This window comes from Marinobacter sp. 1-3A (assembly GCF_016597775.1).
GTDB lineage: Bacteria > Pseudomonadota > Gammaproteobacteria > Pseudomonadales > Oleiphilaceae > Marinobacter > Marinobacter xiaoshiensis.
In genome coordinates this window covers 317713-331167 of sequence record NZ_VCGZ01000003.1, presented here as the reverse complement: position 1 = coordinate 331167, position 13455 = coordinate 317713, and the positions used below count along the sequence as shown (strand labels likewise).

The window sequence follows — 13455 nt, the reverse complement described above, 5'->3', positions numbered from 1 at the left end:
CTGAAGGCTCAGACCGCTAAAATGCATTCACAGTGGTGCTCATGCACACAGTTTATTGGTAGAGGATTGTAGAACCAAGAAATGGCATTGCTAACGCTGGGAATCAATCACCGCACCGCCCCCGTTGAGTTAAGGGAGCGAGTCGCGTTTACGCCTGAGCGTATGTCAGAGGCGTTTGCAGAGCTGCGGGCGGCATCAGGCGCCAGCGAGGCTGCCATTCTTTCTACCTGCAACCGCACCGAGTTATATCTGGCAGGTGACGACGACTGCGCGCCTCTGGTTTTGCGCTGGCTGGCGGGCTTTCACGATCTGGATGCTGCGGAGCTGGAAGAGGTTCTGTATATCCACCGCGACGCGGATGCCGTGCGGCATATGATGCGAGTTGCTGCCGGATTGGATTCCATGGTTCTGGGTGAACCGCAGATTTTTGGCCAATTAAAGGATGCCTATGCGCTGGCCCGGGAACACGGCGGTAGCGGTTCTTTTCTTTCTCGCATGTTTGAGCAAACGTTCACCGTAGCAAAGCGTGTTCGCACACAAACGGCAATTGGCGAAAACCCTGTTTCAGTTGCGTATGCTGCAGTGAGCATGGCGAATCGCATTTTTGCTGACATGTCTAAAAACAAGGCATTGCTGATCGGTGCGGGTCAAACCATCGAGCTGGTTGCACGACACCTTGCAGATGCGGGCGTTAAAAACTTTATTGTGGCTAACCGCACTCTTGAACGGGCTCAGGCGCTGGCAGAAACCAGAGGTGGTCGTGGCATTGTGCTTTCTGAAATTCCTGACTACCTGGCAGACGTAGATATTATTATTTCATCCACTGCCAGCCCTCTGCCGATTCTTGGTAAGGGTGCGGTGGAGCGTTCGTTGAAAAAGCGCAAGCACCGGCCATTCTTTATGGTAGATATTGCCGTACCGAGGGATATCGAGCCGGAAGTGGCATCTTTGGCGGATGTGTATCTCTACACCGTTGATGACCTGCGCCAGGTAATCGAAGAGAACATCCGTACCCGGGAGGGCGCTGCCCGTGAAGCGGAAAACCTTATTGCTGACGGTGTGCAGGAGTTTCTCAGTCAACTCCGGGCACTGGATGCGGTCTCCACACTGAAACAGTTCCGCCAGCGTGCGGAACTGTTGCGAGACATAGAAACGGAAAAGGCCCTGCGCGCCCTGCGTAATGGCGGTGATCCCGAAACAGCATTGCGCAGCCTGGCGCGAGGCCTTACAAACAAACTCCTGCACGAACCTTCGATACAGGTTCGCAAGGCCACCACCGAAGGGCGAACCGAGGTGACTGAATGGCTTAGAGAGCTGCACCAGCTTGATGTGTTGGAAGTAGACGCGACGACCACCTCGGAAAAAATATGAAACCATCCATACAGTCCCGCCTCGAGCAGCTAGTCGAACGCTACGAGGAGGTGAGCGCTTTGCTCAGCGATCCTGCAACCATCGCCAAACAGGACAAATTTCGGGAATTATCGCGGGAGTATTCCGAGATTGAGCCTGTAGTGCAGTGCTTTCAGGCGTGGAGGCGCTCACTGGACGACATAAATGAGGCAAAAGAACTGGCGAAAGACGGCGATGCCGACATGCGGGAGATGGCCGCAGAAGAACTTGAGCTTGCCGAGCAGAAAACCGAAGAGCTGGATCAGGAGCTGCAGCGCCTGATGCTGCCAAAAGATCCAAACGATGGTAAAAACGTGTTTCTGGAAATCCGCGCGGGAACGGGTGGTGATGAAGCAGCCATTTTTGCCGGTGACCTGTTTCGCATGTACAGCCGCTATGCTGAGGGTCGCCGCTGGCAGATTGAAGTGCTGAGCCAGAATGAAGGTGAGCATGGCGGTTACAAGGAAATAATTGCCCGGGTTGCCGGCGACGCTGTTTACGGCGCACTGAAGTTTGAATCGGGTGCGCACCGGGTTCAGCGGGTGCCGGAAACCGAATCCCAGGGCCGTATTCATACCTCTGCCTGTACCGTTGCAGTTATGCCGGAAGCCGATGAGGCTGAAGCCGTTGAGATTAACAAGGGCGACCTGCGCGTGGACACCTTCCGTGCCTCGGGCGCTGGCGGTCAGCACGTAAACAAAACCGACTCGGCCATCCGGATTACGCACTTGCCCAGCGGCATAGTGGTGGAGTGCCAGGAAGAGCGTTCGCAGCATAAAAACCGTGCCAAGGCTATGAGTCTGCTGGCCTCAAGGCTGCAGAACGTCGAAACTGAGCGCCACCAGCAATCCATGGCAGAAACCCGCAAAAGCCTGGTTGGCAGCGGGGATCGTTCCGAGCGTATACGCACCTACAACTTCCCCCAAGGCCGGGTAACTGACCATCGCATCAACCTCACGCTATACAAGCTTGATGATGTGATTGCCGGGGATCTGGATTCCGTGGTTGTGCCTCTACAGCAAGAGCATCAGGCGGAGCTTCTGGCCTCGCTTTCCGATGACTAGTAAGCCTTCACTAACCTGCGAAGCGTTGCTGAGCGATGCAGCGCGCCGCATCGCCGGAGATACGCCCCGGCTTGATGCCGAGTTGCTTCTTGATCACGTAACGGGTGTTGGCCGTTCTGGCTTTCGTGCTTTTCCCGAGCGTGAAATCGAGCCCCGCCTCGCAGCTGAATTCGACGATCTTGTGCGCCAGCGTGTGCAGGGAATGCCAGTGGCCTACCTGTTGGGCCACCAGGAGTTCTGGTCCCTCCCGCTAAGCGTAAGTCAGAGCACTCTTATTCCACGTCCGGATACCGAATGCCTGGTTGAGCAAGCGCTGGAGTTGCCCCTACCGGATGATGCCCGAGTGGTTGATCTTGGTACCGGCACTGGTGCCATAGCTCTGGCGCTGGCCAGTGAGCGGCCGGGGTGGGTGGTCAGCGCCTGCGATCTGATGGGCGAGGCCGTGGCATTGGCACAGGCAAATGCCCGCGACCTGAAGTTGCCGATAGAAGTTTTCCAGAGCCGGTGGTTTGCCGGATTGCCTGCCGGCGCTTTTGACCTGATTGTTTCGAACCCTCCTTACATTGCTTCCAGCGACCACCATCTGAATGAAGGCGATGTTCGCTTTGAGCCTGCCTCTGCGCTGGTATCCGGAGCGGACGGCCTTGATGATATTCGCCTGATCGTTGCGGAAGCGCCTGCCTGGCTGAATGCCGGGGGTTGGCTGCTTCTGGAACACGGATATGATCAGGCTGAAGCTGTTCAAGGGCTGCTCGCCAGCCGTGGGTTTGCTAAGGTGGAGAGCCGGAAAGACTATGGCGGCAACGACCGCATGACACTGGGGCAATGGCCCCGATATGGAGCACACCATGCTCAGTGATGAAGAACTCCTGCGTTTCAGTCGCCAAATATTGATGCCCCGTTTTGATATTGCGGGTCAGCAGGCACTAAAGTCTGCCCGCGTTGTGATCGTTGGATCGGGCGGCCTTGGTTGCCCGGTTGCGCTTTATTTGGGCTCGGCAGGTGTTGGCCATTTAACGCTGGTAGATGACGATGTTATTGAGTTGCCTAACCTGCAGCGGCAGATAGCGTTTGAAACCGCACAGATTGGCGAGTCCAAAGCAGAGACGCTGGCCGCTCGAGTGCGTGGTATTAATCCGGCCGTGTCTATTTCTGTGGTGAATCGTCGTCTTGATCTGGACGGTTTTGCACAAGAAGTGGCCGGAGCCAACCTGGCTTTGGACTGCTCGGATAATTTTGCCACGAGGTTTGCTCTTAACCGTGCTTGTGTGGCGGCGGGTGTTCCATTGATCTCAGGGGCGGCGATTCGCGGAGAAGGCCAGGTCAGCGTATATGATAGCCGGAATCCCGAATCTCCTTGTTACCACTGTTTATACCCTGAGCAGGGTAATGAAGATCTGACTTGTTCTGAAGCCGGTGTAATTGCGCCGCTCGTTGGCATGATTGGCTCTGTTCAAGCGATGGAGGCCATTAAAGTGCTTTCAGGTGTGGGTACACCGCTTGTGGGCAGGCTGCTGATTCTGGATGCTTGGGAAATGCAGTGGCGAGAAATGAAGCTTGCAAGGGATCCTGATTGTCCGGTTTGTGGGGCTGAGTAAGTCTTGAACTTGCTTGCCTAACCGAAGCGGGCGTGTGAACACTCTCCAAAACACGCTGTTAATACTTCCCTGTACGCTCGGCTCCGCCATCCATGGCTCCGCACGGTTTTGGAGAGTGTTCACACGCCCGCTTCTACAATGGCTTTCTGGTCTAGTCTTTCAGCGCCTGAAACTTCGCTATTGCCTCTTTTCTACTCTCTTTCAGATCAACAATTGGCCTTTGGTATCCGCCCGGTATTACTCCACCTTTTGAAGGATCGTGGATGCGTTTGTTATCCAGCTTTGCCAGCTCAGACACCCACTCGCGAATAAACTCCCCCTTCGGATCAAAACGCTCACTCTGAGTCACCGGGTTGAACACCCGGAAGTAGGGCGCGGCATCGGTGCCGGTAGATGCGCTCCATTGCCAGCCGCCGTTGTTGGAGGCGAGGAAACCATCCACCAGTTTTGACATGAAATAGGCCTCTCCCAGCCGCCAGTCGATAAACAGGTTTTTGGTCAGGAACATGGCGGTCACCATGCGCAGGCGGTTGTGCATCCAGCCGGTTTGATTGAGCTGGCGCATGGCGGCATCAACGAGAGGAATGCCGGTGTTGCCGGATTTCCATGCCTCGAAGTGCTCACCTGGGTCGTTCCATTCCAGTGCTTCAGTTTCTGGTTTGAATGCGCGGTGCATGCTCACTCGGGGGCAGTGGTACAGCGTATGAATATAAAAATCCCGCCAGGCAATTTCGTTTATCCAGGTCAGGAAGCCTTCCTGATTGCCCCCCATGCCTTGTGCCTGTTTTGCGGCGATCAGGCACTGGCGGCCAGATAGTACGCCGTTAGCTAAATAAGGGGAGAGCTGGCTGGTGCCATCAAGGGCAGGGAAGTCTCGTTGGTCTTTATACGCGCCGCCCTGTTCACTCAGGAAGCGCTCCAGTTGAGAGTGCGCGGCGTCTTCGCCGGTTTCTACCAAGGCTGGCGGGGCATCTTCAAAGCCCTCGGGAATGCTTGCGATACGCTCAGGCTGTATGGCGTCGCCCCGTGCCTTGGGGGCCGAGTACAGTGTCGGTTGGGTTTCATCAATCCAGGTGCGCCAGCGGCGGGAGAAGGGGGTGAATACAGAGTAGGGTTCACCCTGGCCGGTCAATATTTCGCCTACTGGCGCGACGGTCTGGTCTCGATACTTGCAGGTGGCTATGCCCTGCTCATCAAAGCGTTGCTTCACAGCTTTATCGCGCTTGCGCTCATTGATGCCATACTCTTCATTGAAGTGGAGTTGGCGCACGCCCTGTTCACGGCAGTGATCTACTAGCGCAGTAATGCTGTCAGAGAAACGCTCCGCGTAAATAAAATCAAGAGGTATGCCAAGTCTTGCCAGCTCCTCAGCCAGTGCGTTTGCATGTGCAACAACAAACTGTACCCGTGCAGGCGACCAGTCGTGTTCCTGCCATTGAACCGGTGTGAGGATGAAGCAGGCGCGAACGTTTGAATGGCCTTCCGTTTTGCCAGAGTCTTTGCAGGCAGCGGTAAGGGCTGGGTTGTCGGCAATTCGCAGGTCGTTCCTGAACCATACCAGTTGTGTCATGGGTTATTCCGTTTCGGGTTCCAGCATTTAGAGTAGGGGTAATTACATCGCACTGAGGCAATAAAATCACTTAGTTAGATATTCGCCCGAGGCCCCTGATTGGATTATAGTCGTCACAACTTTCGTGGTCGTATTTGTGGGAGAATTGTAGCGTTCATGAGCACACAAACTGACAGCCGGCGCGACGGCGTATGGGCTCAGCCTTATGAGCTGGCCTCTGGCCAAACCCAGCATCACAAGCTTGGGCACGTTCGGCTGTGGGTCACACTTCTGGATCAGGAGTGGCAAGTACGGTCTGAAACCCGGGCGCCCGAGACTGACCCGGTGGGCTGGACAGAATCCATAGGCCACCAACTGCCGCAAACAAGCGTATCTCTGCAGCGATTTATCAGGCAAGGAGATTCGTCAGTGGTCACTTTTATACCTGCGGTGGCTAACCTTCCAACCGTCATTCGCCCCTATCATCCGCTAACCATCCCTGGCGGCGCACGCTGTACTATTTACGTGGGAACCGTTGTCTGGATGAAAATATGCGCCGGCGCGAGCCAGACTCTCCTTACTGAAGTACCGCTGGCGGCACCCTCATTTACCTGGGTGGGCAGGAATACGATGGAAGGTGAACTGTGCTATTCGTCGTCAAGTTTTGGTCGGTTGGTGTTGGATGCCTTGCCGAAACGGCCGTGGCGAGCAACTACTCCGGTTACCATCATTAACCGCAGAACAGAGCCTTTGGTATTGGAGCGCTTCAGCTTGCCTACGCCATTGCTGTCATTGCATCTGAATGAGCGAGGCCAGTTATGGACACCCGGTGTGGTAGTGGAAGTGGCAACGGATATGAACTCTGCAAGTCTGCATGTGGATGAAGCTTTGCTCGTGGCGGCCGGGCCGTGCGTGAAAGTGGCTCCAGCCCGGGAGAAACCAGCCAAAGGGCGGCTGGTACGAGCTATTGATCGGGTGTTTGGCTGATGCGCATTCAACGGGGTAACAGCTGTGACTGAAGAGCTGAAAACAGGGGCAATGAGTGTGTTTACCGATATAGCTTGGGGGCAGTGGATCAGCGCTGGCTTTTTGATGTTGCTGGGTATTGTTCTCGCATCGTTGGCAGCGCGCAGTGTGTCAAAGGTGATGGCCAAGCGCACTTCCCGGCACCACACCGTTATGGTTCGGCGGCTGGTGTTCTACGTTATCTTTTTATTGTTTGGCGTTGCGGCGCTCAGGGAGGCTGGGTTCTCGCTGGATGTGGTATTGGGCGCGGCCGGTATTCTGACTGTGGCCATTGGTTTTGCATCGCAAACGTCTGCCTCAAACATGATCAGCGGTTTGTTCCTGCTTGTTGAAAAGCCCTTTGAAATTGGCGATTTCATTGAGGTGGAAAAAACCATGGGTGAAGTGGTGGGAATCGATATGCTGAGTGTAAAACTGCGCACCCGGGATAACCTTTATGTGCGTATTCCCAATGAAACCTTGATCAAGACACCTGTTGTTAACCGCTCACGTTTCCCTATTCGCAGAATCGACCTTCAGGTGGGTATTGCCTATGCTGAAGATGCTGAGAAGGTAGAAAAGCTACTTCTGGAGCTGGCAGAAAAGAATCCTGTTTGTCTGGAGGAGCCCAAAGCCCTGGTGCTGGTTACCGCATTTGGCCCGTCCTCGATAGATTTGCAGTTTTCTTTCTGGGTACCCAAAGACAAGGTGCTTGAAGGTAAAAGCGGTATGCTCGTTGCTATAAAGAAAACGCTGGATAAGGCGGGTATAGAGATACCCTTCCCTCATACCAGCATCTATGCTGGCAGCCACTCCGAGCCGTTCCGGGTGCAATTAATGGCGCCGGAAAAAGTCACTGAAAAGGAACAATTGGATGTCCAAAAAGACAGTTGAAGCCCTCAAAACCGTGGAGCCGATACCTGCTGAAAATAAAATCAGCCTGGGGTGGCGGGAGTGGGTGGCGCTACCTGATCTGGATATTAACCGCATCAAGGCAAAAGTGGATACGGGTGCGCGCACCTCGTGCCTCCATACTTTTCGGACGGAGCCCTACACACAGGATGGCGAGCGTCGAGTGCGGTTTTGGGTGCACCCGGTTCAGAACGATATGCACCAGGTTGTGGAATGCGACGCTCGTGTGCTTGATGAGCGTGAAGTAACGGATTCCGGCGGCCATAAAGAGCTGCGACTGGTGATTGAAACTACATTGGTGATTGGTGGCCAAAGCTGGCCCGTTGAAATGACGCTCACGAACCGGGATACCATGCGGTTTCGTATGCTGATTGGACGCACCGCGATGGAGGGCCGATCCATGATATATCCTGAAGCTTCCTATCTCGCCGGGGAACCGGCTTTAAGGCCTGAAAAATGAAAATTGCAGTTCTGTCCCGTAACCGGCATTTGTATTCAACCCGTCGTCTGGTGGAAGAAGGCGTTAACCGTGGCCATGAAGTGAAGGTGATTGATTGCCTGCACTGTTCCATGAACATCACATCTGCCAACCCGAAAATTCACTATCACGAAGAAGTGCTGGAAAATTTCGACGTGATTATTCCCCGAATCGGGGCATCCGTTACCTTCTATGGCACAGCGGTTCTGCGCCAGTTTGAAATGATGGGAACCTTCCCGGTGAACGAGTCGGTTGCCATCACTCGTTCGCGAGACAAGTTGCGCTCTCTTCAGCTGCTGGCCCGTAAAGGCGTGGGTATGCCCATAACCGGTTTTGCCAACAAGCCGGACAACGTGCCCGAACTGCTGAAAATGGTGGGTGGTGCGCCCGTGGTGATCAAACTTTTGCAGGGCACTCAGGGTATTGGTGTTGTGCTGGCGGAAACCCGCACCGCGGCGGAAAGTGTGATTGAAGCCTTCATGGGCCTCAAGGCCGACATCCTTGTGCAAGAGTTTATCAAGGAAGCTGGCGGTGCAGATATTCGCTGCTTCGTGATTGGCGACAAGGTTATTGCCGCTATGAAGCGCCAGGGTGCCGAGGGTGAGTTCCGCTCCAATTTGCATCGTGGGGGCAGTGCCTCTTTGGTTCGTATCACGCCGGAGGAGCGCAAAACGGCCATTACCGCCGCAAAAGCCATGGGCCTGAACGTGGCGGGTGTGGATTTGCTGCGTTCAAGCCGTGGGCCGCTGGTGATGGAAGTTAACTCCTCACCGGGATTGGAAGGCATAGAAAACGCTACCGGCAAAAACGTAGCGGGCATGATTCTGAACTGGATTGAAAAAAACCAAGCGCCCTGGCGCACCAAAACCAAAGGCAGAGGATAATCGATGGCGCGAGCGCCCTTTGAGATGGCTGGAGTGCAGGTAAAGCCTGGTACCCGGCAACAAGTGGAAATTCCAATTGCGAAGCTTTATACCCACACGCCTTTGCATATACCCGTGGAAATTGTACATGGGCGCCGCGATGGCCCGGTACTCATGGTGTGTGGCGCCATACATGGTGATGAGATCGCTGGTGTGGAAATTGTGCGCCGTGTGCTCACCAATTCGGCGCTTCGCAATTTGCGCGGAACCTTGATCGCCGTGCCCATCGTGAACATCTTTGGATTTGTGCACCGTACCCGTTACCTGCCTGACAGGCGCGACCTGAACCGCTGCTTTCCAGGTAGCGAAAGAGGCTCCCTTGGCGGTCGTATTGCTTACCTTCTGCGCACACAAATAATGGAGCACGTGACACATATTATCGATTTACACACGGGCGCTATCCACCGCTTCAACCTGCCGCAGGTGCGGGCTGAACTGAAGAACCCCGAAACTGCACGCATGGCGGAAGCATTTGCGGCACCGGTGATTATTGATGCAGGCCTCCGGGAAGGCAGTTTGCGTGCTTATGCTGACTCGCTGGATATCCCCGTTATTACCTATGAAGGCGGCGAAGCCTTGCGCTTTGACGATGTGGTTATCGGTAGTGGTGTAAAAGGTGTGATGCGAGTGATGCGCGAACTCGAAATGGTTCCGCCACGGAAGGGGCGCGCAACATTGAAAAAACGCTCGGAAATTGCGGCTAGCTCCCAATGGGTGAGGGCAGAGATTGATGGCATCATGCGGCCGGTGGCAAAGCTTGGCCAGAAAGTGCGCAAAGGCCAGAAGCTGGCCATGGTGGCGGATCCCTTTGGCGAATCCGAAACGGCGATTGTGTCACCTTGCTCAGGCATTGTTATTTGTGTAAACAATTTGCCGTTGGTTAACGAAGGTGAAGCCATTTATCACATAGCCCGATTTGACGAGCTTAACGAAGCAGAGAAGGCTATGGATTACTTCCGCAGCTCATTTGAGACGGAAGTGAGTGAAGCAGTTGTGCCCATGCACCCATGGGATGAACTGCAGAAATAAACCGAAGGAGCTGCCATGATCTGGCATCAGACATTCGTTGACCTGGCGCCTTTGCCCAGAGGGTTTCATCTGGTAACTAATGAAATCCTCGCGCAGGCACCGGACATGACCAACTGCGAAGTGGGGCTGCTGCACCTGTTTATCCAGCACACATCGGCTTCGCTGGCGGTAAGCGAAAACGCTGACCCGGACGTGCGCGGAGATCTGGAGCGCCACTTCAACGTGATGGTGCCCGAGCGGGCGCCTCACTATGAACACGTGCTGGAAGGGCCGGACGACATGCCGGCTCATATAAAGAACGTTCTTATTGGCCCATCACTCACCTTACCGGTTAACCATGGGCGTCTGGCGCTGGGAACCTGGCAGGGGCTGTATCTCTGTGAGCACAGAGATAAAGCCGATGGCCGTCGGATTGTGGCTACGCTGCAGGGGCGCTGGTAGCCGCGACTCGTATTTACCGGAACGGTGGCTCGTCAAAGCTACGCAGCTTGCGCGAGTGCAGTGTGTAACGCTCACTGCGCATCAGTTCCAGAGCGCGGATGCCGATATGCAAATGTTGGGTAACCGCACTCTCGTAGAAAGCTCCGGCTGCCCCGGGTAACTTGATCTCGCTGTGCAGTGGCTTGTCACTGACACATAGCAAGGTGCCGTAAGGTACGCGGAACCGATAACCCTGCGCAGCGATGGTGCCGCTCTCCATGTCGACCGCGATAGCGCGGGCCAGGTTGATCTGTGAGCGCTCCTGGGCCCAGCGCAGTTCCCAGTTTCGGTCATCGTAGGTTAATACCGTACCGGTACGCAGTCGGCGCCGGAGGGTGTCACCTTCGTCTCCGGTTATCTCTGCCGCGGCCTGCTGCAACACTTGCTGCACTTCGGCTAACGCAGGTAGAGGAATATTCGGAGGCAGTACCCGGTCAAGAATACCGTCGCGGCGCATATAGGCATGGGCCAGCACATAGTCACCAATGACCTGCGACTGCCGCAGTCCACCGCAATGGCCAATCATCAGCCAGCAGTGCGGGCGCGTTACAGCGAGGTGATCGGTAATGTTTTTGGCGTTGGAAGGCCCCACGCCAATGTTTACCAAGGTAATACCCTGGCCGGGCTCGGCCGCCTTCAGATGGTAGGCTGGCATCTGGAACCTGTGCCAGACCACTGAGTCCACAAGCGCCTGCATTTCATCTGCGGGCATACCCCGTTTAATCACCACATTTCCGGGCAATACCATGCTCTGAAAGCGTGAGTTGCCCTGCAGCATATCCAGCCCATGGCGAATAAACTGGTCAACATAACGATGGTAGTTGGTCAGCAATATCCATGGCTGCACATGCTTCCAGTCGCTGCCCGTGTAATGCACAAGCCGGCGTAATGAAAAATCCGTTCGCGCGGCATCAAACAGGGATAACGGCAATTGCTCAAGCGCTTGCCAGTCGTGCAGGCCGTCGGCGGTGCCATCGCTGGTGGCGGACAAATCGGTACTCGGAAATACCTGGGAAAGTTCGCGGGCAGTGATGCCCGAAGAGCCCAGCTCGTCGCCTTGCTCAACAACATAAGGGTAGGGAATGTTGACCTGGCTCCAACCCACCTCCAGAACAACAGTGAAGTCCCTCATAATATGGTTCAGTTGGCTCTCCAGATAACGCCTGAAGGCCTCTGGCTGAGTCACCGTAATGCTGTAAACGCCGGGCTCTTGCAGCCGCGCGTAAGCACGTATGCTGCTGGGTGCCTCGCCTTGAGCTCGATAAGTCAGTCGCAGTTCGGGATAACGAAAGGCGCAGTGGGAGTCCTGCGGAAGCTGGCGGTCAACAAGGTACTGCTGCAGCGCCGAGCGCAGTGCGCTTGTGGCTTGTTCGTACAGGGCGGCAAGGCGATCAACTGCCGCTTCAGGGGTGGTCACTACAATAAAATCATCATCACTGGATAGTGTCACGACATGCCTCAGAGTTGTTTGACTGTCTTTAGAGTGCCTGCTGCGGCAGTTGCGGCCAACCGCTAGTTCTGCGCGCGCCGGTCGCGTAAGTCCTTAAAAGCCATGGCTAATGCTAGCAGAGTGATCAACGTGATCGTCAGCAACCCAAGGCTCACTGCCCTGTGCCATGAGCTGTAAGGGCGCAGGGCGAACACAATGGCTGTAATGATCGCAATCCCTACAGAGGTGCCGATACGTTGCCCTGTTTGCATGATGGCTCCGGAGCTGCCTGCATAGGCGAGCGGCACCTCAGCAAGGGTGAGCGTTTGGTTTGGGCTGATCACCGAGCCCTGGCCAAGGCCAAAAAAGGCCAGCGACAACAGCAACCACCAGATACTCACGCCCAGATGCTGATGCAATAGCACCACCGCGATACTGGACAGCAATCCGAAAACAGCAAACATCAATCCGCCAATGACAACCTTGCGACCGTAGTGGTTGACTCGCTTTCCGGCCCAGTTGGAGGACCAGGCAGAGAGCAGTGCCGAGGGGATGCCGATCATGCCGGCTTCAAATGCTGAAAAGCCAACACCCTGCTGTGCGTACAAGGGGATCAGTACCCAGACACTGGTCATGCCCAAGAAATACAGAAACATTATGACACTGCCATTACGGTAGCTGGAGGTGGCAAAGATTTTAAGATCCACCATGGGGCTGTATCCGCGCCGGGTGTACCAGCGCTCCCAATGCACCCAGAGGTAAAACAGCAGAAGCCCTGCGGGAAGCAGCAGCCACATCAGCCCGTTCGAGCGGGATTCAACAAAGGGGTAGAGCACGGCCAAAACACCCAAACCCAGTCGCAAAGCGCCCATGGGGTCCAGCGATCTCAGGCCTTTATGTGCCATTAGCTTGGGCTTGTGTATCAACGGCCTTGGAAACCACAAAAACGCCAGCGCTATGGTTAGCAAGCCTACCGGAACGTTAATAAGGAACGTCAGGCGCCAGCCAATCTCCGGGCCACCCAGGTGAATCAGAATGCCACCAAGAACCGGGCCAATGGCAACAGATACACCCACTGTGGTGCCAAAAAAACCAAAAGCGCGAGCGCGGTCAGGGCCCCGGAAATACTGTTGGATCATGCCAATGCCCTGGGGGTTCAGGAACCCCGAACCAACACCCTGAACAAAACGCGCCGCGTTAAGCCAGTCCGCATCCGGTGCCAGACCTGCGGCAACCGAGGCGAGGGTGAATATGGCAACGCCAAGAATAAAAAAGCCGCCGCGCCCCATCAGATCCCCGGCGCGGCCCGCACTTACCAGCACCACGCCAAAGGTGAGTGCATAACCGGACAGCACCCACTGGATATCAGACTGGCTGGCATCCAGCCCTTGCTGGATCGAGGCCAGGGCCACGTTAATCACACTGACACTCATCAGCGACATGAAAATTGCCATGAGCAATACCAAAAGAACACGCCAACGGACGGAGTCGCTGATGCTATCGGTGGTGGTACTCTGCTCTGGGGTCGGTTCAGTCATGTAATGGCCATAAAAGTTGCGAATACCGAGTGAGTGTCCATGGACTTGATACACATCAGGC

General features: G+C 55.3%; 13 protein-coding genes. 10 read left to right on the top strand and 3 right to left on the bottom strand.

Annotated elements, in window-relative coordinates; translation table 11 throughout:
- The first annotated feature begins 81 nt into the window (after positions 1-81).
- From hemA to FE848_RS06630, 4 genes are read left to right on the top strand one after another with little or no spacing between them, the layout of a single operon-like run.
- A complete protein-coding gene (gene hemA / locus FE848_RS06645; RefSeq protein WP_200202003.1) occupies positions 82-1371 on the top strand; it encodes a glutamyl-tRNA reductase in 1290 nt (429 codons plus the stop codon).
- Positions 1368-2453, top strand: coding sequence for a peptide chain release factor 1 (gene prfA / locus FE848_RS06640; RefSeq protein ID WP_200202002.1), 1086 nt, complete (start codon positions 1368-1370; stop codon positions 2451-2453). Before hemA ends, prfA begins: the two co-directional genes overlap by 4 nt.
- Positions 2446-3312, top strand: a complete 867-nt coding sequence (gene prmC / locus FE848_RS06635; protein WP_200202001.1) for a peptide chain release factor N(5)-glutamine methyltransferase — start codon at positions 2446-2448, stop codon at positions 3310-3312. The genes prfA and prmC overlap by 8 nt, the downstream gene beginning before the upstream one ends.
- A complete protein-coding gene (locus tag FE848_RS06630) occupies positions 3302-4051 on the top strand; it encodes a molybdopterin-synthase adenylyltransferase MoeB (RefSeq protein WP_200202000.1) in 750 nt (249 codons plus the stop codon). Before prmC ends, FE848_RS06630 begins: the two co-directional genes overlap by 11 nt.
- Before the next feature lie 151 nt (positions 4052-4202).
- Here the strand turns inward: FE848_RS06630 and phrB are convergent, their stop codons facing one another.
- Complete coding sequence (phrB, locus tag FE848_RS06625; protein WP_200201999.1) at positions 4203-5621, bottom strand: deoxyribodipyrimidine photo-lyase; 1419 nt, start codon at positions 5619-5621, stop codon at positions 4203-4205.
- 156 nt (positions 5622-5777) lie between these two features.
- Here phrB and FE848_RS06620 point away from each other — a divergent pair, with 156 nt between their 5' ends.
- The 6 genes from FE848_RS06620 to FE848_RS06595 are packed head-to-tail and all read left to right on the top strand — an operon-like array spanning position 5778 to position 10388.
- Complete coding sequence (locus FE848_RS06620; protein ID WP_200201998.1) at positions 5778-6587, top strand: hypothetical protein; 810 nt, start codon at positions 5778-5780, stop codon at positions 6585-6587.
- A gap of 51 nt (positions 6588-6638) precedes the next feature.
- Positions 6639-7499, top strand: coding sequence for a mechanosensitive ion channel family protein (locus tag FE848_RS06615; RefSeq protein WP_200202116.1), 861 nt, complete (start codon positions 6639-6641; stop codon positions 7497-7499).
- A complete protein-coding gene (locus FE848_RS06610) occupies positions 7480-7977 on the top strand; it encodes an ATP-dependent zinc protease (RefSeq protein WP_200201997.1) in 498 nt (165 codons plus the stop codon). The genes FE848_RS06615 and FE848_RS06610 overlap by 20 nt, the downstream gene beginning before the upstream one ends.
- The gene (gene rimK, locus FE848_RS06605) at positions 7974-8879 is read left to right on the top strand and encodes a 30S ribosomal protein S6--L-glutamate ligase (protein WP_200201996.1); all 906 of its coding nucleotides are present in this window, start codon (positions 7974-7976) and stop codon (positions 8877-8879) included. Before FE848_RS06610 ends, rimK begins: the two co-directional genes overlap by 4 nt.
- 3 nt (positions 8880-8882) lie before the next feature.
- Positions 8883-9947, top strand: a complete 1065-nt coding sequence (locus FE848_RS06600) for a succinylglutamate desuccinylase/aspartoacylase family protein (protein ID WP_200201995.1) — start codon at positions 8883-8885, stop codon at positions 9945-9947.
- A gap of 15 nt (positions 9948-9962) precedes the next feature.
- Complete coding sequence (locus tag FE848_RS06595) at positions 9963-10388, top strand: secondary thiamine-phosphate synthase enzyme YjbQ (RefSeq protein WP_200201994.1); 426 nt, start codon at positions 9963-9965, stop codon at positions 10386-10388.
- A gap of 13 nt (positions 10389-10401) precedes the next feature.
- Here the strand turns inward: FE848_RS06595 and amn are convergent, their stop codons facing one another.
- On the bottom strand, positions 10402-11877 hold the full coding sequence (gene amn / locus FE848_RS06590) for an AMP nucleosidase (protein WP_200201993.1): 1476 nt from the start codon (positions 11875-11877) through the stop codon (positions 10402-10404).
- Positions 11878-11939: 62 nt separating this feature from the next.
- Entirely contained in the window at positions 11940-13394 is a 1455-nt protein-coding gene (locus FE848_RS06585) for an MFS transporter (protein ID WP_200201992.1), read from the bottom strand.
- Positions 13395-13455: the final 61 nt, after the last annotated feature.

What these genes read in the sequence shown, in the direction of transcription:
- hemA (WP_200202003.1), top strand. Translation starts at nt 82, where the DNA reads ATGGCATTGCTAACGCTGGGAATCAATCACCGCACCGCCCCCGTTGAG.
- prfA (WP_200202002.1), top strand. Translation starts at nt 1,368, where the DNA reads ATGAAACCATCCATACAGTCCCGCCTCGAGCAGCTAGTCGAACGCTAC.
- prmC (WP_200202001.1), top strand. Translation starts at nt 2,446, where the DNA reads ATGACTAGTAAGCCTTCACTAACCTGCGAAGCGTTGCTGAGCGATGCA.
- FE848_RS06630 (WP_200202000.1), top strand. Translation starts at nt 3,302, where the DNA reads ATGCTCAGTGATGAAGAACTCCTGCGTTTCAGTCGCCAAATATTGATG.
- phrB (WP_200201999.1), bottom strand. Translation starts at nt 5,621, where the DNA reads ATGACACAACTGGTATGGTTCAGGAACGACCTGCGAATTGCCGACAAC.
- FE848_RS06620 (WP_200201998.1), top strand. Translation starts at nt 5,778, where the DNA reads ATGAGCACACAAACTGACAGCCGGCGCGACGGCGTATGGGCTCAGCCT.
- FE848_RS06615 (WP_200202116.1), top strand. Translation starts at nt 6,639, where the DNA reads ATGAGTGTGTTTACCGATATAGCTTGGGGGCAGTGGATCAGCGCTGGC.
- FE848_RS06610 (WP_200201997.1), top strand. Translation starts at nt 7,480, where the DNA reads ATGTCCAAAAAGACAGTTGAAGCCCTCAAAACCGTGGAGCCGATACCT.
- rimK (WP_200201996.1), top strand. Translation starts at nt 7,974, where the DNA reads ATGAAAATTGCAGTTCTGTCCCGTAACCGGCATTTGTATTCAACCCGT.
- FE848_RS06600 (WP_200201995.1), top strand. Translation starts at nt 8,883, where the DNA reads ATGGCGCGAGCGCCCTTTGAGATGGCTGGAGTGCAGGTAAAGCCTGGT.
- FE848_RS06595 (WP_200201994.1), top strand. Translation starts at nt 9,963, where the DNA reads ATGATCTGGCATCAGACATTCGTTGACCTGGCGCCTTTGCCCAGAGGG.
- FE848_RS06585 (WP_200201992.1), bottom strand. Translation starts at nt 13,394, where the DNA reads ATGACTGAACCGACCCCAGAGCAGAGTACCACCACCGATAGCATCAGC.